This window comes from Amycolatopsis sp. cmx-11-51, assembly GCF_047608665.1.
In the GTDB taxonomy this organism is placed as follows: domain Bacteria; phylum Actinomycetota; class Actinomycetes; order Mycobacteriales; family Pseudonocardiaceae; genus Amycolatopsis.
Window position 1 is genome coordinate 613,918 of the sequence record NZ_JADNQO010000003.1, and the last position, 20,020, is coordinate 633,937.

General features: G+C 68.7%; 18 protein-coding genes. 5 read left to right on the forward strand and 13 right to left on the reverse strand.

The window, feature by feature from the left end; genetic code table 11:
- Positions 1-26: 26 nt before the first annotated feature.
- From ACM6LU_RS16330 to ACM6LU_RS16350, 5 genes are all read right to left on the reverse strand, one after another.
- Positions 27-1,436, reverse strand: a complete 1,410-nt coding sequence (locus tag ACM6LU_RS16330) for a S28 family serine protease (RefSeq protein ID WP_414938519.1) — start codon at positions 1,434-1,436, stop codon at positions 27-29.
- A gap of 89 nt (positions 1,437-1,525) precedes the next feature.
- Positions 1,526-2,296, reverse strand: coding sequence for an enoyl-CoA hydratase/isomerase family protein (locus ACM6LU_RS16335; RefSeq protein WP_414938520.1), 771 nt, complete (start codon positions 2,294-2,296; stop codon positions 1,526-1,528).
- A 52-nt stretch (positions 2,297-2,348) separates the two neighbouring features.
- Positions 2,349-2,771 carry a hypothetical protein gene (locus tag ACM6LU_RS16340; RefSeq protein WP_414938521.1) on the reverse strand — a complete coding sequence of 141 codons (423 nt, stop codon included), beginning with the start codon at positions 2,769-2,771 and terminating at the stop codon, positions 2,349-2,351.
- A gap of 257 nt (positions 2,772-3,028) precedes the next feature.
- The gene (locus tag ACM6LU_RS16345) at positions 3,029-3,988 is read right to left on the reverse strand and encodes an ABC transporter permease (RefSeq protein ID WP_414938522.1); all 960 of its coding nucleotides are present in this window, start codon (positions 3,986-3,988) and stop codon (positions 3,029-3,031) included.
- Positions 3,981-6,872, reverse strand: coding sequence for an alpha/beta fold hydrolase (locus ACM6LU_RS16350; RefSeq protein ID WP_414938523.1), 2,892 nt, complete (start codon positions 6,870-6,872; stop codon positions 3,981-3,983). Before ACM6LU_RS16350 ends, ACM6LU_RS16345 begins: the two co-directional genes overlap by 8 nt.
- 336 nt (positions 6,873-7,208) lie before the next feature.
- Here ACM6LU_RS16350 and ACM6LU_RS16355 point away from each other — a divergent pair, with 336 nt between their 5' ends.
- Positions 7,209-8,183: a TerC family protein gene (locus ACM6LU_RS16355; protein WP_414938524.1), complete on the forward strand. Its 975-nt coding sequence runs from the start codon at positions 7,209-7,211 to the stop codon at positions 8,181-8,183.
- A gap of 30 nt (positions 8,184-8,213) precedes the next feature.
- Complete coding sequence (locus tag ACM6LU_RS16360) at positions 8,214-10,175, forward strand: S9 family peptidase (RefSeq protein ID WP_414938525.1); 1,962 nt, start codon at positions 8,214-8,216, stop codon at positions 10,173-10,175.
- Between the two features lie 245 nt (positions 10,176-10,420).
- Here ACM6LU_RS16360 and ACM6LU_RS16365 read toward each other — a convergent pair whose 3' ends face one another.
- From ACM6LU_RS16365 to ACM6LU_RS16375, 3 genes are all read right to left on the reverse strand, one after another.
- Positions 10,421-11,077: an RES family NAD+ phosphorylase gene (locus tag ACM6LU_RS16365; protein ID WP_414938526.1), complete on the reverse strand. Its 657-nt coding sequence runs from the start codon at positions 11,075-11,077 to the stop codon at positions 10,421-10,423.
- Between the two features lie 152 nt (positions 11,078-11,229).
- Entirely contained in the window at positions 11,230-11,811 is a 582-nt protein-coding gene (locus ACM6LU_RS16370) for a DNA-binding protein (RefSeq protein WP_414938527.1), read from the reverse strand.
- A gap of 350 nt (positions 11,812-12,161) precedes the next feature.
- Entirely contained in the window at positions 12,162-13,142 is a 981-nt protein-coding gene (locus ACM6LU_RS16375) for a LacI family DNA-binding transcriptional regulator (RefSeq protein ID WP_414938528.1), read from the reverse strand.
- 114 nt (positions 13,143-13,256) lie between these two features.
- Between ACM6LU_RS16375 and ACM6LU_RS16380 the strand changes: the two genes are divergently transcribed.
- Positions 13,257-14,744 carry an FGGY-family carbohydrate kinase gene (locus tag ACM6LU_RS16380; protein ID WP_414938529.1) on the forward strand — a complete coding sequence of 496 codons (1,488 nt, stop codon included), beginning with the start codon at positions 13,257-13,259 and terminating at the stop codon, positions 14,742-14,744.
- Here the strand turns inward: ACM6LU_RS16380 and ACM6LU_RS16385 are convergent.
- Positions 14,675-15,403: a DUF6597 domain-containing transcriptional factor gene (locus tag ACM6LU_RS16385; RefSeq protein WP_414938530.1), complete on the reverse strand. Its 729-nt coding sequence runs from the start codon at positions 15,401-15,403 to the stop codon at positions 14,675-14,677. The genes ACM6LU_RS16380 and ACM6LU_RS16385 overlap by 70 nt on opposite strands.
- A gap of 30 nt (positions 15,404-15,433) precedes the next feature.
- Between ACM6LU_RS16385 and ACM6LU_RS16390 the strand changes: the two genes are divergently transcribed.
- The gene (locus tag ACM6LU_RS16390) at positions 15,434-15,838 is read left to right on the forward strand and encodes an NUDIX hydrolase (RefSeq protein WP_414938531.1); all 405 of its coding nucleotides are present in this window, start codon (positions 15,434-15,436) and stop codon (positions 15,836-15,838) included.
- 204 nt (positions 15,839-16,042) lie between these two features.
- Positions 16,043-16,528: an MmpS family transport accessory protein gene (locus ACM6LU_RS16395; RefSeq protein WP_414938532.1), complete on the forward strand. Its 486-nt coding sequence runs from the start codon at positions 16,043-16,045 to the stop codon at positions 16,526-16,528.
- On the opposite strand, the gene ACM6LU_RS16400 is transcribed toward ACM6LU_RS16395, so the two are convergent.
- The 4 genes from ACM6LU_RS16400 to ACM6LU_RS16415 are packed head-to-tail and all read right to left on the reverse strand — an operon-like array spanning position 16,529 to position 20,009.
- Entirely contained in the window at positions 16,529-17,215 is a 687-nt protein-coding gene (locus ACM6LU_RS16400) for a histidine phosphatase family protein (protein ID WP_414938533.1), read from the reverse strand.
- A 17-nt stretch (positions 17,216-17,232) separates the two neighbouring features.
- Positions 17,233-19,101, reverse strand: a complete 1,869-nt coding sequence (locus tag ACM6LU_RS16405; protein ID WP_414938588.1) for a Na+/H+ antiporter — start codon at positions 19,099-19,101, stop codon at positions 17,233-17,235.
- A gap of 40 nt (positions 19,102-19,141) precedes the next feature.
- Positions 19,142-19,537, reverse strand: a complete 396-nt coding sequence (locus ACM6LU_RS16410) for a VOC family protein (RefSeq protein WP_414938534.1) — start codon at positions 19,535-19,537, stop codon at positions 19,142-19,144.
- Positions 19,538-19,541: 4 nt separating this feature from the next.
- A complete protein-coding gene (locus tag ACM6LU_RS16415; RefSeq protein WP_414938535.1) occupies positions 19,542-20,009 on the reverse strand; it encodes a helix-turn-helix transcriptional regulator in 468 nt (155 codons plus the stop codon).
- Between the last annotated feature and the right edge of the window lie 11 nt (positions 20,010-20,020).

A 20,020-nucleotide genomic window follows, 5' to 3' on the forward strand; every position in this document is an offset into this window, starting at 1 on the left:
GCAACTAGAGGACTAAACGCGGGGTGTCAGAGGCGCGGGCGGTGCAGCAGGGTCAGGTCCGCGTCGAAGTCCGGGAACCCGGCTGGCGCCGAACGCGTGGTCACCCCGGGCGAGACCGGAGGCAGCCCCGCCCACCGCCGCACGGTGTTCGTCGCTTCAGCGGCCTGGGCGGCCGGAAGCTGCGTGATCCGGGCGCCGTGGTTCCCGCCCGCGACGGTGTAGCTGTAGGAGTCCTTCGTGCCGAAGCCGAGCTGGAACGGCTCGGCGCCCCACGGGTCGTTCGCGCCGTAGACGAACAGCAGCCGCTTGCCCTGCGTCTTCACCCAGAAGTCGACGTCCGGCATCGCCAGATGGTCGAACCGCGGGATGTCGACGGACTTCGGCACGAACGACCGGGCGGTGTTCCGGCCCGGATAGCGCAGCAGGTCCCGGAGATAGCTTTCGTAGGACTCCGGAGCACCGAGTTGGTACGCCGCCTGGAAGTAGTAGGGGACGTAGCTCCCGAGGTTCTGGTCGGAGTACGTGTTGAGGCTTTCGACACGCTCGAACCAGGCGTAGACCTCGGCCGCCGGAGCACCGGCCTTCGGGACCGTCGCGCAGTCCGCCTGCTTCTGGTACTGCCAGAAGGCGAAGTACGAGTCGATCACCGAGATCTCCAGCGACACGTCGGCCGAGCCGACGATCGAGAACGTATAGCCGTTCTTGGCCGCGTCGGCGGCGGCGAGTGCCGCGAACTCCGAGCGCCGCGTCAGCACGTCGCGCTGGATCGCCTTCAGCGCCGATCGGCAGGCCGGGTCGTTGCCGACGTTCGCCAGGAACCGGTTGTAGCGGTCGTGCGAGTTGATGACGTCGTTGGGCGCGACGTAGGGGATCGTCGCGTCGACGTCGTTCGGGAAGAACCTACGGAAGTAGGTCGCCGTCATGCCGCCTTTGCTGCCACCGGTCGCGAGCCATTTGCCAGGGTAGATCCGCTTGAACGCCTCGACCGCGCGGTGCTGGTCGGCGGCGGCCTGCCAGATCGTCAGCTGCTTGCCCCAGTCCGGCGTGTCCGGCCGCGACGGGGTGAAGAACCGGTACTCCATCGACAGCTGGTTGCCGTCGACGATCTGTGTCGGTTCCGAGCGGTTGGGTGATTCCCCTACGTTGTACCCGCTCGTGTACACCACGGTCGGCGAGCGGAATTCCTTGTGCAGCAAGGTGAATCGCTGCTGGAAGGTGCTGGCGGACGGCCTGCGGTGGTCGACGGGCTGGGTGTAGGCGAGTTTGAAGAACCGGTATCCGGTCGGCGCCGGATTCTCCGAGAAGACGGTCAGGCCGGGGACCCGGCCGAGCGCGTCCTTGATGTCTTCGGGTGCCGCCTGCGCGGCCGGGGTCAGCCCGGCCAGTGCGAGGACCGTGATCGCCAGAACCGACCACGCGGCCGTGAGCTTCCGCATTCATGCCCTCCCCATCGGGACCTGTTGAGCGGTCGGATACTCACAGAGTCCGCGCCGGTGGGCAATCGCCTATCCGGTCGAGCCTGAAGTCAGGACTGCTCGCCCAGCACCCTGTCGACATAGGCCTTGACGGCCGCGAGCGCTTCGGGGGAACTCCACAGTTCGAGGACGTGGGCGTCGTCGCCGGTGCGGTGTTCGGCGATCCGCTCGTGGAACGGCCGATGCAGCTGCGCCTTCGTATGCGCGTACGCGGCCGCGGGGATCTCGGCGAGTTTCCTGGCCACCTCCACCGCCCGCCCGACGACGTTTTCGGGCGCGGTCACCTCGTTCACCAACCCGAGCCGGAGCGCGTCCTCGGGCGGGTGGGTTTCGCCGAGGAACGCGAGTTCGGCGAGGATGTCGGCGCCGAACCCGGAGCGCAGGATCTCCAGCGCGGCCAACGGGAACGGGACGCCGACGAGCAGTTCGGTGATCCCGATCCGGCTCGGGCCGTCGGCGAGGACGCGGCGGTCGCAGGCGGCGGCGAGCACCGCCCCACCGGCGATCGCGTGACCGTTGACGGCCGCGACCACCGGACCGGGGAAGCCGAACACCGACAGGAAAGTGTCCGACAGCGCGGGCAGGAAGTCCTTGATGTAGTTCGCGCCACCGTCGTGCACTCGCCGCAGGTCGACGCCTGCCGAGAAGACGCCACCGGTGCCGGTGAGCACGACTCCGCGACAGCCGCCGAGCTGGACGTCTTCGAGCCGGACCGCCAGTTCCTGGCAGAACTCCGTGTCGAGGGTGTTCGCCTTACCGTGCCGCAGGGTGACGACGGCGATCCCGGCTTCGTCGTCCACGCGGATCGAGGAGGTGGCCATGGGCCGACCGTACCCGAGCCGACGGGGATCAACAGTGGACCGGGCTGTACACCTAGTCGTTGAGGCGCACGGTGATCGTCGGGCTGAAGGACCGCTTGCGGTTCCAGCCGGACTCGGCGCCGATACTCAGCTGGATGGCCCGATCGGCGGGCGACCAGTAGCCGGTGCGGACGAAGTACGCGTCCATCGCGCACAGCCTGCTGCAGGATTTGCGGTTGCAGATGGTCTCCCAGCCCCATTGCCTGCCGCTCTCCTCGACGCCGTTGCGGCGGACGAACAGATGCGGGTTGCCGATGTCGCGGCAGTAGGCGCTGCCCTCGGAGATGTAGAGGACCCCGTCGATCTTGTAGAACCGCTTGTTGTCGAGAAGCGTCACCTGACCCGAAGCGGCGAACCCGACCCGGCCACCCTTGTCGGCGCTCATGGTCCAAGCGAAAGAGAATTCCTGGACCGGAATCTCCAGTGACTGGGTCATCGCGTGAGTCCCCGCTTTCTTCTCGCGTCGGCACCTTTCCCTGAAGATAAGGATTTCTCAGGGATCACCGAAGCTAACGGGGAACTTTTCACCCAATGGGTCGATGGTCGGAAAATTGATGTTCTCATGCGCATGAAACACCGGTTACCGGCGCTAATGGGTGAAGGTCGCCACGGCCCGTAAAAACCGGGACCCACCTGGGAAGACAATTTCGTCTCCCCGGTGGACCCCGGCGGTCTTCCAGTGCGGAAAGGCTCTCAGCTGGTGATGTCCTTCGTCGCGAACCGGCGACCGGCCAGTAGGAAGAAAACTGTGCCGTACAACGCCGCCGACAGCATGCCGTTGGCCATGTTCGTCCAGTCGACGTCGGTCGAGATCAAATCCATCCACGAGAACGCGAAATGCGTCGGCAGGTAGTCCCGCAGTCCTTCCAGTGCGGTGATCTGGTCGAGGATCTGCGAAACGATCGCGACGATCACCGCGCCGCCGACGGCGCCGAGCGGGGCGTCGGTGGCGACCGAGAGCAGCATCGCCAGGCCGGCCACCCACGCGAGCTGCAGGATGATGTAGATCGTCGCCAGCCCCATGGCTATGAGACTGTCGCCGAACGTCACCGCGTCCCCGGTCGGGCTGATCGCGTCGCCCGCGCCGTACCAGATGACGCCGACCACCAGCGACACCAAGGGCAACAGGATCAGTGCGACCGCCGAGAGGATGCCGGAGACGATCGCCTTCTGCCGCAGCACGCGATGCCGGGGGACCGGCATCGCGAGCAGGTACTTCAGGCTCGACCACGAAGCCTCGCTCGCGATCGTGTCGCCGTAGAACAGCGCCACGATCATCGGCAGCAGGAACGTCCCGGAGACGAACAGTGCGAGCACGACGAAGTTCGGCGCGCTCGCGGTGGCGAGGTCGACGAATCCGCCGCTGCGGCGGTTCGGGCTGGCCTGTCCGATCTCGAACGCGATCACCAGGATGAACGGCAGCAGCGCGACGAACCCCAGCATGAGCTGGGTCCGGCGCCGTTTGAGCTGCCGTTTCAGCTCGACGCCGAGCCGCAACGTCCGGTCGGCGCGGTAACCCGCCACCGCCCCGTCCGGGCCGACCTCGGTCCGTTCGTGCGACGCGACCTCGGTCAGCTCCAGCAGTGCCGCCGGATCGGTGTGCACGCCGTGATCCGCCCGGGTCACCGGGGGAGAACCATTGGTCTTACTCACCCTTCGAGTCCTCTCCGACCAGCTGCAGGAACGCGTCTTCCAGACGGCGCCGCGGCCCGGCCTGCTCGACCGCGACCCCGGCCCGCACGAGGGCGGCGACCGCCTCGGCGCGTGCGAGACCGTCGAGGTCCGCGTGGACCAGTTCCCCGTCGACGTCGACGCCGGAAACGCCGCCGACCTTCCGCAGCGCTTCGGCCGCTTCGGCGGGCTTGTCTACCCGGAACGTCGCCTCGCCGCTGGACGCGGCCAGTTCGCCGACCTCACCCGAGGCCACCAGCATGCCGCGGTGCATCACGACCACGTGCGTACAGGTCTGCTCGACCTCGGCCAGCAGGTGGCTCGACACCACCACGGTGCGTCCCGTCGCCGCGTAGCGCTGGAGCACCTCGCGCATCTGGTGGATCTGTGGCGGGTCGAGCCCGTTGGTCGGTTCGTCGAGCACCATGAGCTCCGGCAGGCCGAGCATCGCCTGCGCGATCGCGAGCCGTTGCCGCATGCCCTGGCTGTAGGTGCGGACCCGCCGGTTCACCGCGTCGCCGAGCCCGGCGATCTCCAGCGCCTCGGCGAAATGCGCCCTCGCCATCGGGCGGCCCGTGCTCGCCCAGTACAGCTCCAGATTCTCCTTGCCGGACAGGTGCGGCAGGAAGCCCGAACCCTCCACAAAGGACCCGATCCTGGACAGCACCGGCGCACCGGGTGCGATCAGGTGGCCGAACACCCGGATGTTCCCGGCGGTCGGCGTGATCAGCCCCATCAGCATGCGCAGCGTCGTCGTCTTGCCCGCGCCGTTCGGCCCGAGCAGGCCGAGGACCTGGCCGGGTTCGACCCGGAACGACAGATCCTTCACCGCGACGAACCCGCCCGCGTAGGCCTTGTGCAGTCCTTCGATCACCAACGGCGTCTTCGCCAGGCTTTCGTCGACGTCGTGGGCGCGGCGGCGGCGGAACGCGGCGATCACCGTGATCGCGATCCCGGCGAGCAGCGTGCCGGCGATACCGAGCAGCTGCGCGGTGGGCGCCGCCGCGCCGACCGAAGTGCCGGGCACGACCGGGACGCCGAGCTGTCCGCCGTCGGCCAGTCTGATGCGGAACACCGCGGGCTCGACCGGCGTCGCGAATGCCTGGTCCGTGGTGCCGACGACGAGCCGGAGCGTGTGCCCGGCTTCCAGCGGCCGCACGACGCCCGGCAGGGTCACCGTCACCTCGACCGCGCTGCCGTCCGCGGGCAGACCGGAAACGCGGAACGGCGCGACGGCGTTGGCCGGGAGTGTCCGGACGCCTTCCGAGTTGACGTCGTAGAGCTTCGCGAACAGCACCGCTTCCTTCTGCGGTGCCGCCGCGGCCGGATCCGCCGAGACCCGCAGGCGGACCGTGGACGAACCGGCCACGATCGTCTGCGCGTCGAGCGGCCGCGTCGCGAACTGCGCGGCCTGACCGGGTGGGTCCACACTGAACAGTCCGGACAGCCGGGAGGAACCCGCCACCGCTCCGTTCAGTCCGGGGATCCCGCTCACCGCGGCGGGATTTCCGCCGGCGGGCCGGACGACCGGCTGGGCTGGGCCCTCAAGCGCGAACGACCGCCGCTCGGTGGCGTCCCCGGTGGCGCCCGGGTACGCGGGTGCCGTGACGGTCCGGACCGAGGGGGTGCCGTTGGCCCGTAACGTGCCCTGGATGTCGTAGCTGAATCCGGTGCCGGGATCCGTGCCCTGTCCGGTCAGCGAGAACTTGAGGAAGTCGGCGATCTGCGCCCGCAGCTTCTGACCGGGCTTCCCGCCGTCGTGGCCGCCGGTGTACCAGATCGTGCGGACCTTGCCGCCCGCCGCGGCGATCTGCCTGGCGGTCGCGTCGGACTGGTCCAATCCGAACAGGGTGTCGCTTTCGCCCTGCACCAGCAGGGTCGGCACGGTGATCTTGTCCGTCACGGACGCGGGGGAGACGCGGCGGAGCAGGTCGACGGTGCGCCGGCTCGCCTTACCGGTGGTCGCGAGTTCGGTGTAGGCCTGGCAGACGTCGGCGGTGAACCGTCCACAAGGGTCGGCTGGGCCGGGCGTCGGCCGCTGACCGTTCGGGCCGCCGAGCGGAAGTGACTGCGCCGCGGCGCCCGCCGCGGCCGCGCCCTGGGAGGCGCCGGACTCGCTGGTCTCGTCACCCGCTTCGGGTGCGTCGTTCGAAGGCGATCCACCCTGCGCCGCACCGGAACCGGCGGAGAAGAAAATGCCCGCCCACGACCTCTTGAACACGCCGTCCGCGGTGAACGCGCCGGCGGCGGGAGTGGTGGCGGCCGACGGCGTCGCCGAGGCGGCGTTCGGGAAGAGGCCCTGCGCGAGGTCGTTGTAGGTGATGACCGGCGCGATCGCGTCGACCCGCTTGTCGGTCCCCGCGAGCAGCAGGGAAAGCGCCCCGCCGTACGAAGCGCCGGACACGGCTACCTTCGGGTCGCCGTTCTCGCTGAGTACCTCGGGCCGCTTGGCCAGGTCGTCGATCAGCCTCCGGGCGTCGGCGACTTCGCGGTCGGGGTCGTTCAGCGCGATCTTCCCGGTGCTCCGGCCGAAACCGCGTGCGGACCAGGCGAGCACGACGAAACCCTTGTCGGCGAGTTCGCGGGCTTCGGTGGCGACACCGTTCTTGTCGCCCCCGAAACCGTGGGCGAGCAGGACGGCGGGTGCCGGGGTCCGCTCGGGGACGTACAGCGTCGTGTCGATCTTGACGACCTCCGACGAGCCCGGTGTTTCGGGCAGGTCGAGGATCGCTTCCTGGGTTTTCACTGCGGACGGAGCGGGTTCACTGTTCGTCCACACGACGGCCGCGGCGGCCAGGACCACCACGACCGCGGCGAGCGCGGTGAGCTTCGCGCCTCGCGTGCGAGGGAGCGGGATTCGGGGCACGGAACGACCGTATTCGCCCGAAGCTGAGAACGCCTCACCGAGCTCACGCAGACCACACAAGCGGGACGTTAGGCGCTCCGTCGAAACGGGTATCCCTCAAGGTGAGACGGTGAGTGTGACGGGAGTTACGCCATCATCTTGGTGACAAGGGCAACCTTAGCTGGCGTCACGCGTACAGACAGGTCAAACTGGACCAGCTGTGAGGGGAGTATTCCTTCGCGGCGGTGTCGTCAGCACGGTGGTCTTCGCAGGCCCCCGGCACCGTCGGCCGGTCCAGTACCGGCGGAAGAGACCTCCGGTTAGTCGCTGCTGTGCACTTTCCGGAGGGTTGGTTACATGTCTGTTCCCCTGTGGCTATGGATCGCCACGGTCGGCGGTCTGCTCGCGCTGATCGCTCTCGACCTGGTCATCGTCGATCGCAAGCCGCATGAGGTCACCACCGGTGAAGCCGCTCGGTGGGTCATCTTCTACGTCGCCGTGGCCATCGCGTTCGGCATCGGTGTCTGGGTCTTCGGGGGACACGACCCCGGCGTCGAGTTCTTCACCGGGTACATCACCGAGTACTCGCTGAGCGTCGACAACCTGTTCATCTTCATGATCATCATGACGTCGTTCAAGGTGCCCGCGATCCACCAGCACCGGGTGCTGCTGATCGGCATCCTGCTCGCGCTCGCCATGCGCAGTGTGTTCATCGCCGTGGGCGCCGCGCTGATCGCGCAGTTCGTCTGGGTCTTCTTCCTCTTCGGCGCCGTTCTCATCTGGACCGCGGTCAGCATGGTCCGCAACAAGGACGAGGACGAGGAGTACGAGGAGAACGCGCTCACCCGCGGGGTGCGCAAGCTCTTCCCGGTCACCAACGAGTGGCACGGCCACAAGTCGTTCGTGAAGAAGGACGGCAAGCGCTGGATCACCCCGATGTTCCTGGTGATCGTCGCGATCGGCAGCGCGGACCTGCTGTTCGCCGTCGACTCGATCCCGGCGATCTTCGGGATCACGCAGGAGGCCTTCCTGGTCTTCACCGCCAACGCGTTCGCGCTGATGGGCCTGCGCCAGCTGTACTTCCTGCTCGGTGGCCTGGTCACCAAACTGGTGTACCTGTCCTACGGCCTCGCGGTGATCCTCGCCTTCATCGGTGCCAAGCTGTTCCTCCACGCGTTGCACGAGTACCACGTCGTGCCGGACTGGCTGGACATCAACAACTGGGTCTCCCTCAGTGTCATCGTCGTGGTCTTGACGGTGACGACGGTGGCCAGTCTCGCGAAGGCGAAGAAGCTGGAAGCCGCTGAGCAGGAGTCTTCGATCAGTAGTTAGAGCTGCTAAGGATCGGGTACCGTCGGGGCCGTGCGTCCCGTTGACATCGAAGCCCTGACGGCCCCCGGCATCCCCGCACTGCGCGGCGACCTGCTGCTCACCGCGGTGAGCAGGCCTGATCTGAAGACGAACCGCTACCGGGGTGGCCTGCGCAAGGTCGATCTGGGCGGTGGCGGGGAAGAGCCCTGGACCCACGGGACCCAGGATTCCGCCCCCGTCATCTCCCCGGACGGCCGGTGGGTCGCCTTCCTGCGGGCGGAGGACGGCCCCGGGCGGGTGGCCAAGCCGCAGATACACGTGATCGCCGCGGCCGGTGGTGACACGAAGCGGATCACCGACCTGCCCCTCGGCGCGGGCGCCCCGGTCTGGGCGCCCGACTCCCGCCGGATCGCCTTCGTCGCCCGTGTGCCCGAGCCTGGTCGCTACGGCACGGAGAACGCGGACGGCGAAATACCGGAGCCTGCCGAAGAAGCGCCGCGGCACATCACGAACCTCTTCTACCGGGTCGACGACATCGGTTTCCTCAACGACCGTCCACAGCGTCTGTTCGTTGTGGACGCCGTCGCGGCGCTGGACGAGGCCGCGCCCGCCGACCTCACGCCGCTGACCGACGAACGCGCCGACGTCGAGCATCCCTCGTGGACGGTCGACGGTGAGTTCGTCCTGATCGTCGGGCCCCGTGACTGGGCCGTCGAGGACACCGTCCGATCGGACGTCTACGCCGTGCCCGCCGGCGGCGGCGAACCCCGGCTGCTGGTCCGCACCTCGGGCACCGCGGCCACCCCGGTTTCCATTCCGGACGGTTCGATCCTGTTCTACGGCACCGAATTTCCCGGTACGGAGGAGATCGCCCGCAACACCGGGCTCTGGCACGCGCCTTGGCCTTCCGGTGACGAGCCTTCGCCCGCGCGTCGGCTGACCGACATCGAAACGGTGGACTGCGACAACGCGGCCGGCCCGCCCGTCGTCCTCGGTGACGAGGTGCTCGTCGTGGTCCGCACCCGCGGCGCCGCCGAACTGCGCGCCGTTCCGCTCGACGCCGACCTGGCCGAGCTGAAGGCGTTGCGGTACCTGGCAGGCGAGTTCGCCGCGGTGAAGGCGTTCGTCGTCGACGGCGCGCGGATCGCCGCGGTGATCGGGACGCCCGAGAGTTCCGGCGACGTCGTGCTGCTGTCGGAGGAGAAGCCCCGTGTGCTCACGGACTACTCGAAGACGTTGCGAGACATCGGGATCCGGCCGCTGGAAGAACTGGACACGACCGCGTCCGACGGTCATCCGGTGCACGGCTGGATCGTCCGGCCCGAGGGTGACGGACCGCATCCCGTGGTCCTGATGATCCACGGCGGGCCGTTCGCGTCGTACGAATGGAAGGTCTACGATGAGGCGCAGGTGCTCGCCGCGGCGGGCTACGCGGTCGTCCTGGGAAACCCGCGCGGTTCCGCGGGCTACGGCGAGAGCCACGGGCGCAGTATCGTCCACGGCTTCGGTACCGTGGACGCGCTGGATCTGCTGACACTGCTGGACGAAGCACTTGAACTGTCTAATTTGGACAGTGACCGTGTCGGTGTGATGGGCGGTTCGTACGGCGGCTTCATGACCAGCTGGCTCGCCGCGCACCACGGCGGCCGGTTCCGGGCGGCGTGGAGCGAACGCGCGCTCAACGCCCACGACTCGTTCGTCGGCAGCTCGGACATCGGCTGGTTCTTCGCCGACGGCTACGTCGGCGACGATGTCGAAGAACAGCGCAAGCGCAGCCCGCTGACCTACGCGGGGAAGATCGGCATCCCGTTCATGGTCGTGCACTCCGAGCAGGACTGGCGATGCCCGCTGGAGCAGGCGCAGCGGATGTACGTGGCGCTGCGGCGCAACGGGGTCCCCGCCGAGTTCCTGCTGTTCCCGGGCGAGGGACACGAACTCACGCGTTCGGGGCAGCCGCGGCACCGGGTGCAGCGGTTCGACGCCTTGCTGGAGTGGTGGGGGCGCCACCTCTGATCGCTGGGTCACCAGATGAGATGAACGGGGCTTTCACTGCGAAATTCGCCATGAAAGTCCTGTTCATCTCACGCGAGGTGTGGGTGGAGTTGCGGCGCTGGTGGTTCCTGCTTGGGGCGAAGGGGACTTTCCCCTCATGTCACGCGGGGAAAGTCCCCTTCGGCAAGGTCGCGTTCTCCTGACGGCTTAGCTGGAGCTGTCCGGCAACGGGGTGTTATGAAAGGCTCGTTCGGCAACGCTGAAGGTCAGCTCAGCAACGTGTAGTTCAGCTCTTCGCACACCCGGCCCAGCGGGACGTCGAGTCCAGGGTGGTCCAGGGGGAGCAGCACGTCCGGCGCGATCGGCAGTGAGTTCCCGGCGGGTGGGTCCCACAGTGCGAGCGCGGGGCCGCCGGAGTCCATGGACGATCGGTACCAGACACCGTCGAGGTCGCCGAAGGCCGCGCGGATGGCGCGAGCCCAGGCCTGGGTGATCTTCTTCGGGCCGCTGGAAATCTCCTGCGAGGCGCCGACGCGGGTCGGCCACAGGCCGGCGAGGTCGAGCAGTCGCAACGTGCGGGTCGGCCGGACGACGACCAGGCGCGGGCCGCGGGATTTGCGGTCGACCGTCGATGTGGTCTGGAAGACCTCCGCGATGCTGGTGCGCACGGTGAGTCCGAAGTACAGGACACCGTTTCCGGGGTCGGTCACCGGACGACCGCCGCGACCGGGGGTCTGCGGGTCGAAGCGGCCGTGTGGGAGCGGGCCGCTGTAGCGGAACGAATTCCACTGCTGGGGGTGGTTGCCGTGCGCGGTGAAGATCCTGACCAGCCTGGTGCCGGGGTGCACCGCCACCACGTCGTTGGTGCGGTGCAGCTCCTTGACCAGGACAGAGCGTGCGGGCGGCAGGGGGAGCCGGGCCATACCTCGGGAGTCGTCCGTCCTTGTCGGGTGATCTTGCTCGGTGGGGTCAGCCTACGGCCTACCCCCGACTGGAATTTTCCGTCGTCGGGCAAAACACCTTAGCGTCTGTGGTGAACCCGCGTCCGCGATCGCGTCGACAGGGCACTGTTTGGTCAGAATGGGGAGCCGAGCGTGGCCACCAGCTTGGCGACGTGCTCGGGGTCGCCGCCGGAGAGCAGCCATTGGCGCGGGGTGGCGGGATGCTCGTTGATCACCAGATCGGCCTGCGGCGTGCTCATGAAAGCGGCCACGACCAGCGCGGGCTGGTCTTCGGGCGCGGCGCGCAGCACGACCTCCAGGCCGGGCAGCACCCCGGAGCCGGTGAACTGCCAGGCCGGCAGCCGCCAGCCCTGGTCCTTCCAGCCGGTGAGCCTGCCTTCCTTCAGACGGTGGCGGATGCGGCTGTCGTCCACACCCAGTGCTTTCGCCGCTTCCAGCACACTCAGCGCGGAATCGGCGAGTACGGCGTGCGCGGCGACTGTGCGGGCACGGAAGTCCGGTTCGTCCTCGCTGCGGGGAGAGATGTCCAGGCCGACGTCGGTGAGCGCGGCGCGCTGATCCGCCGAGAAGTAGTGCGACGGATCGGGGTTCGGCGGGGACAGCCTCCGCGCCGCGTCCTCCACGAGGGTCAGGAACTCGTTGGCGTCGACCTTCAGGCCCGCCTTGGCGAGGACGTTCTCGAGCGCTATGGACATGCGCCTAGGGTAACTCGCCTGTGCGGGTTCGTGCGGTCTCATCTCGATTTCGTGGGTGAATTCACCAGAGATGAACACAGAGTGCACGGAATCAAACACGCGCAGTAGGCAATATCGTAATAGTGTGCCCGTATCGGGTGACCTTGTCCAGATATCTCGGCTTGACAGGCCAGTAGAGGGAACTTACCTTCCGAAGGGTAATCGATTTCTTCCCACCGCTTCGGAGAACCCGGCTGGTGTGGGGCCGGCTTGGGGGAACAAGGGGGTGGGGCGTTCCTGGGCGGCCGGTGCGAACCGGTCGCCCAGGCACGTCGTGCACCTTGATCCGTCCGCCTTGGGATCGCGCGGTATCAGGCGCGCCGTGAACTACGGCGCACGATCAGCTTCGCCTGCAGCGTGGTCGTCGTGGCCTGGCGCGTGCTGTCGCCGATCCGGGCGAGCAGCAACCCGGCGGCGACCTTGCCCACCTCGTTCGCGGGCTGGGCGACCACTGTCAGTGGCGGATCGATCAGTGTCGTCCACGGCGCGTCGTCGAACGACACGATCCCCACGTCCTGTCCCGACCGCAGCCCGCGCGAGGCCAGCGCTTCCAGGACACCGATCGCCATCGTGCTGTTGCCGACCAGCAGCGCGTCCGGCGGCTCGGGCTCGTCGAGCAGGCTGAGCGCGGCGATCCTGCCGCCTTCGGCGCGGAACTCGGCGCGGCGGGTGAGCGCGTTCTCCGCGCCGACGGCGTCGGTGTAGCCTGCCAGCCGGTCTTCGGCCGTGCGCACCCCGGGCGGCCCGCTGACGCAGGCGACGCGCCGGTATCCGCCATCGAGCAGGTGGCGTGTCGCGTCGCGGGCGGCGAGCCGGGTGTCGACCAGCACCTGGTCGCCGGTGTTCTCCAGCAGAGGCCGGTCGACGGCGACCACGGGCGTGCCGCGCTGGGTCAGCCTGTCGACGTTGGTGGCCCGGCCGGTGGGGGAGAGCACCACGCCGGCGACCCGTTCCTGGAGGGCGACGTCGATGTAGCGCCGCTCCTTCTCCTCGTTGTCGTCGGCGTTGCACAGCACCACCGAATAGCCCGCGGTCTGCGCGATGTCCTCCACGCCGCGGGCGATCGCGGTGAAGAAGGGGTTCTCCACGTCGGAGATGATGAGCGCGAGCACCGCCGTCTCCTGGCGGCGCAGGTTCCTCGCGAGCCCGTTCGGGTGGTATCCCAATTCCGCGGCGGCGGCCTGTACCCGCGCCGCGAGCACCGGGTCCACAGTGGACTTCCCGTTGAGCGTCCTCGACACGGTCGCCGTCGAAACCCCGGCCTTCGCCGCCACGTCGTTGATGGTGGCCACCGTGACCTCCCCTTCTGCAGGTGTCTTGACACCTTCGCACGGGAAGAATAGCTTGACCGACAATCGTTACCATCCGCTGATCGCGGTACTCGCCGTTCGGCTATCGGAGGTGTCGTGGGCGACCCGGGCCTGGTGCTCGGCATCGACATCGGCACCTCGAGTTCCAAAGGTGTCCTCGTCGATTCCCGGGGCACCGTGGTGGCAAGAGCATCCCGGCGGCACGACACTTCCCGGCCTCGTCCCGGCTGGTTCGAACACGACGCCGAAACCGTGTGGTGGCAAGATTTCCTCGCTCTGGCCAGAGAACTTTCCGCAGGCGCCGGGGATCATCCCATCATCGGAGTGTCGGTCAGCGGGATCGGCCCGGTGCTGCTGCCCGCGGATTTCTCCGGGAAACCCTTGCGCCCGGCTATCCTTTACGGCGTCGACACCCGCGCGCACGACGAAATCCGGGAACTGAACCGGGAATTCGGTGAAGAATCCATTGTGGAACGCGGCGGCAGCGCGCTCGGCTCACAGGCCGTCGGCCCGAAGTGGCGCTGGCTGGCCAAAAACGAGCCGGAAGTGTTCGAACGCGCGAGGCTCTTCTTGATGGCGAGTTCGTTCCTCGTGCTGCGGCTGACCGGTGAGTACGTCCTCGACCACCATTCCGCGAGCCAGTGCGACCCGATGTACGACCTGCGCGAGGCCCGGTGGGCGCCGGACCGGGTGGCCGCGATCGCCCCCGGCATCGAGTTGCCAAGGCTCGCTTGGCCGACCGAGGTGGTCGGCTCGGTCACCGCCGAGGCCGCCGGGGAAACCGGCCTGCCCCAAGGTATTCCGGTGACGGCGGGAACGGTGGACGCCTGGGCCGAGGCGACCAGCGTCGGCGTCACCTCGCCGGGGGACACGATGCTGATGTACGGCACCACGATGTTCCTGATCCAGGTGCTCGCCCATCCCCGCCCCGGCCGGGGATTGTGGACGACCCGCGGCGCGTTCCCCGGCACTTATTCGCTCGCGGCCGGCATGGCCACTTCCGGCGCGATCACCGACTGGCTGCGCGATCTCACCGGCGGCGAGTTCGGCGAACTCGCCGCGGCGGCGGGCGATGTCCCCGCGGGCAGCCGCGGATTGCTGATGCTGCCGTACTTCGCCGGAGAGCGGACGCCGATACCGGATCCGGACGCGCGTGGCGTCATCGCCGGGCTCACCACTTCCCACGGCCGTGCGGAGCTGTATCGCGCGGCGCTGGAGGGCACGGCGTACGGGGTCCGGCACAACCTCGAAGCCATGCGGGAAGCCGGTGGCGGTGCGCGGCGGTTCGTCGCCGTCGGCGGCGGGACGCAGGGCGGGGTGTGGACGCGGATCGTCAGCGACGTCGCGCGGATCGAGCAGGAGATCCCCGGGGAAACCATCGGCGCCGCGTTCGGGAACGCCGTTCTCGCGTCGACCGCGCTGGGACGCGAACCGGATATCGAAGCCTGGAACCCGGTCGCCGAAATCGTCCGCCCGAGCGTGGACGCCGATGTCTACGACGAGTTCTACCCGCACTACCGCGCGCTGTACGGATCCACAATGGACACCGCGCACTTCTTGGCGCGGAAGAACGCCCTCGCCTGAACTCCGGCGAATTCCCGGCAATCCCGGCTCAGGTGCGCTTGATCGGCGTATCCGGCCGATGCCGCCAGCGAAGCGAGATCCGGCGCCGTCCAGGCGAGCCCGATGGCGCGCTGGAAACGTGTGACGCGCAGATAGGTCGCCGGTCCGTAGCCGACCGCGAGGGTGAACCGCCGCCGCAGCTGCCGTTCCCCGGTCGTGAACCGCTCCAGCGCGGCGGAAACCCGGGGGACGCCCTCGTCGAGCCTGGCGATCAGTTCCGAGATCTCCCGGTCGCCATGCCCGGCCCGGCGTTCCGCGACGACGTCGGCGAGCGAGGCGGCGCCGCAGAGCACCCGCTCGGCCAGCAGGCCGCCCTCCCGGCCCCAGAGGTCGCCGAGGGGGACGCGCTGATCACGCAGTTCGTCGGCGCCCAGTCCCAGGACCTCACCCGCCCGGCCAGGGGCGAATCGCACGCCACGCGCGCGGACGCCGGGCGGCGTTTCCCAGGTCCAGGCCGTGGTGTCCGGCCCGGCTACGAAGACCTCGCCGCCGCTCTCGACCAGGTCGACGCAGCCGTCGGGCACGATCCGCTTCGGCGCCTCGCCGCTGTCCTCCCAGCGGCAGCGCACGACGTCGCTCAAACCGCCGGGTGCCGTCGTCTCCCGATACACGGTTGCCATGATGCACCGGCACTACGACAGAATCGGGCCGTGTCGGAAGCAGAGATCGATTCACTGGCCTGGATCCACGTCCGCGACCGCCGTCTGCTGACGGTGCGGACCGAGGGCAAGGCCAGGTTCTACCTGCCGGGAGGCAAGCGTGAGCCGGGGGAGGGCGACGTCGCCGGGTTGTGCCGGGAGATCAGGGAGGAACTCGGCGTCGAACTCGACCCGCTGAGCTTCCGTTTCTTCACGGTGCTGAACGAGAAGGCAGACGGCTACGCGGACGGTCGCCGTGTCCGGATGACCTGTTACACCGCCGAACATCGCGGCAGGCCCGCGCCCGGCCGGGAGATCGCGGAGTCCACCTGGCTGTCTTCGACCGACGCCCACCTGTGCCCGCCGGCGGGGCGGCGGATGCTGGGGTTGCTCGCCGAGGCTGGTCTCGTCGACTGAAGGGTCGATATCACTCAAAGTGAGCTATCCGGCTTAGCCTGGTTGCGCCGATCGCCCTATGACCAGGTACTCCGTCCTAGTCAGGGCACCCAAAAGGGTGAATATCGGGTTTCTTCCCGATAACGGCTAACGCGGAGTCACCTCCGAGCGAAAAATAAGAGACGCACTCGATGGAAGTGCGCTCGGACGAGAGAAGACCTCTCCATGGGTGTTCCCACCGCGACCTCTCCGGCATCGGCGCCGGGACAGGGTGCTCCGGGCAGGCTGAAGCCGCTCGGGACCGTCGTGGTCGTGCTGGGGGTGATGGCCGTCGCCGTCACCCTGACCAGCTATGTGCTGCCGAAGGCCTCCCTGCCGGTGCAGAATCCGCCCGCGCCGCAGGTAGAGCAGGCCGCGGCCGCCGTCCGCACCGTGACGCACTCGGTCGTCTACGAGCTGTCCGGAGCGAAAGGCGCGCAGAACGTCACCTACGTCGCACAGGATTCGGAACTCATGCAGAAGACCGACGTGACGGCGCCGTGGAGCACCACCTTCGACCGCGCGAGCCAAGAAGGCCGCGATGAGTTCTACAGCATCTCCGCGCAGGGCGCGGGCAGCGGTGCGCTGCGGTGCCGGATCCTCGTCGACGGCGAGGTCGTCAACGACCGCACCGCCCCCGCCGCGGGCGCGCCGGTGACCTGCACGTCCTGATCAGCCGAAAGGCGACTGAAGATGCGACGTGTCGTTGAACCGCCGCACCGTCCAATTGTCGCCCGACACCACCAGATGTGAGATCGAGCCGTTGTCCGCCCCGAGGAACGCGAACCGGTTCTTCGCGGCACTGGCCTGCGCGAAGACCTCGCCGATGACGCCGCCGTGAGTGAACACGGCGATCCTCCGGTCCGGGTTGGCGGCCGCCAGCCTGCCGATGGCCGTCCGGATCCGGCCGCCGAAGCTCTCCATCGTCTCCGCGCCGGGGATGACGTCCCAGCGCTGCTCCTGCCACAGCTTCTCGACGATCGGGTGACCTTCGTGGGTGTAGCGCCGGAAGAGCCCGTTCTCCCAGTCGCCGAGGTGGATCTCCCGCAGGTCCGCCTCGACCTCCGGCGTGAACCCGAGTTTCGCCGCCAGCGGCGCCGCGGTCTGCGACGTCCGCCGCAGCGTGGTCACGTACAGCGCCGAGATCCGCTCGTCCGCCAGACGGCGCCCGACCCGCTCGGCGTGGTCCCTGCCCTCCGGCGCGAGGTCGGGGTCGGCCTGCCCATCGACCATGTCGAACGGCGAGCTGCCCTTAGCCGGGGCCGATTCTCCGTGGCGGACAAGGAAGATCTCGGTCGATCCCGGCGGGGGCGAGAACCGGTGCTGGCGGTATTCGATCTCCTGCTCAGGGGTGCTCATACCCGGACAATACCGAGCTAGCCCAGCTGTTTGTCCACGAAGCACCAGCGCCAGGTCTCCCCTGGCTCGTGGCTGCGCATCACCGGGTGCAGGGTGTCGTGGAAGTGCTGGGTCGCGTGTTTGCCCGGCGACGAGTCGCAGCAGGCGACGTTCCCGCATTTGACGCATTCGCGCAGATGGACCCAGGTGGTCCCGTTCTCGACGCAGACGGCGCACACGTCCGGGGAGCTGGGTTCGACCTGCGGCCAGTCCTTGGTCAAATGCTTGCAGGATCCCGCTGTCGCGGCGGGGGTGCGTAGTTCCCGATCGGAGTCCGGCACGGCCTCTTCCTCCTTGTCGAGCATGGATTCCTCGATGTCGAGGCGTTCGAGGATCCGGCGCAGGACATCATCATCGGCCATCCCGGAGTCGCGCGCCTCCAGGAACTTCTCCCGTTCGACTTCGAGCAGCTTCAGCCGGAGGCGGCGGTAGACGTCGCTCGGCGTCTCGGTCAGCGCGCTCTGCCTGCCGAGCTCCTCCCAAGCCGAGTCGGACCGGTACTGGAGCCGGCTGCGAAGCCGTTCGACGATGTCGTCCGGGTCCTCGGGGGTCCGGATCTTCTCCAGCTCCTGGAGCGCGGCCCGCGTCATGTCGTTGATGACGGCCGCCTCCTGCAGCGCGTCCTCGGCGGGATCGGGCGGGGGCAGTTTCAGGCGGCGCACCAGCACCGGCAGCGTCGTTCCGTGCAGCAGCAGCGTTCCCGCCACGATGACGAACGCGACCAGTACCAGCACGGCCCGCTGCGGGGTGTCCGCGGGCAGCACGAACGCCGCCGCGAGCGTGACGACCCCGCGCATCCCGGCCCAGGCGATCACCGTCGAGTACCGCCACGGCCAGGCGTGGCGGCGGAACACCCGCCGCGTGAGCCCGATCCCGATCATCCAGACGATCCGGGCGGCGATCGTCGCGGCGAGCGTGGCGGCGCAGATCAGGGCGAGCTCCAGCGCGCTCAGCCCGCTTTCGCCGACCTCGGTCATGATCCGGCGGACCTGCAGCCCGATCAGCAGGAAGACGATGTTCTCCAGCAGGAACTGAATGGTCTGCCAGTTCAGCCTGCTCGCCAGGCGGGAGCGGCCCGAAAGCATGCTGGGCGACTTGTGCCCGAGGATCAGGCCCGCGACGACCACGGCGATCACCCCGGAACCGTGGATCGCCTCGGCGGCCAGATAGGCGACGAACGGGACCACCAGCGAAAGCGCGGTGTCGCTGACCGGGTCCTGGAGCCGGGTGCGGATCGTCGCGGCGAGCGCGCCGACGGCGAACCCGATCACGAGCCCACCGCCGGCGGCGAGCAGGAAGTCCCCGCCCACCTGCAGCAGGCTGACCGAACCGGCGATGGCCGCGATGGCGGTCCGCAGCGCGACCAGCGCGGCCGCGTCGTTGAAGAGGCTTTCGCCCTCCAGCAGCCGGGTCAGTTTGCGCGGCATCCCGACCTTGCGGGCGACGGCGGTGGCCGCGACCGCGTCGGGCGGGGCGACCACCGCGCCGATCGCGAGCCCGGCGGCGAGCGGCAGACCGGGGATCACCAGCCACGCCACGACGCCGACCGCTGCCGTGGTGAAGATGACGAGCCCCACCGACAACAGCAGGATCGGCCCGCGGTTGCGGCGGAAGTCGATCAGCGAGGTCCGGATCGCGGTCGCGTACAGCAGCGGGGGCAGCAGCCCCAGCAGCACGACCTCCGGGTCCAGTTCGTACTCCGGTACGCCGGGGATGTACGAGGCGACGACCCCGACCGCGATCAGGCACAGCGGCGCCGACCAGTCGAGTTTCCGCGCCGCGGTGGTGACCAGGAGGACGGCCACCACCAGTGCCACTAGTTCTACCGCGATCTCCACGCCGCTCATCATCACCCGAAAGCCTCGGTGCGCGCGCACCGAGACCCGGCTACCGCTGTTCGATCCGCACCAGGTTGCCCGCCGGGTCGCGGAAAGCGCAGTCACGAACGCCGTAGGGCTGGTCGAGCGGCTCCTGGACGACGTCGGCGCCGGTCGCCTGGACCCGGTCGAAGGTCTCCGTCAGGTCCGGGGCGGACAGCAGGATGGCCCCGTAGGTGCCTTTGGTCATCAGTTCGAGGATCGTGGCGCGTTCCTCGTCGGTGATCTCCGGATCGGCGGCCGGGGGATGGAGCACGATCGACGTCCGCGGCTGCCCTGGCGGGCCGACGGTGACCCGGTGCGGGCCTTCCTCGCGCACTTCGAAGCCCAAGATGTCGCGATAGAAGGAAAGTGAGGCTTCGAGATCGTCGGCGGGGAGGAAGGACGCGTGGATCGAGAGGGTCATGCGGTCAAGGTAGGTCTGGGCGCGGTGAAGCCGCTTCTCTATTCCTGACCGGCCGCATGACCTGTTTGACGACGCAGCCGGGCATCCCGCGGCCCTCTTCCACCGCCTGCTTGCGGTAGGCGCTCGGAGACATCCCGACCAGTTCGGAGAAGCGGGTGCTGAACGTGCCCAGTGACGAGCAGCCGACCTCGAAACAGACCTCGGTGACCGACATGCCCCCGCGCCGCAGCAGCATCATGGCCCGCTCGATCCGGCGGGTCATCAGGTAGCTGTAGGGCGATTCGCCGTACGCGGCCCGGAACTCGCGGCTCAGGTGCCCGGCCGAGACGTGGACGCCGCGCGCCAGCGCCTCGACGTCCAGCGGCTGCGCGTAGTCACGGTCGATCCGGTCGCGGACGCGTCGCAGCATGGCGAGGTCGCGCAGGCGCGGGCCTGGGTCACGCTGTCCGGTCACCCGGAAAGCGTAACCCACGCTGAGACGGG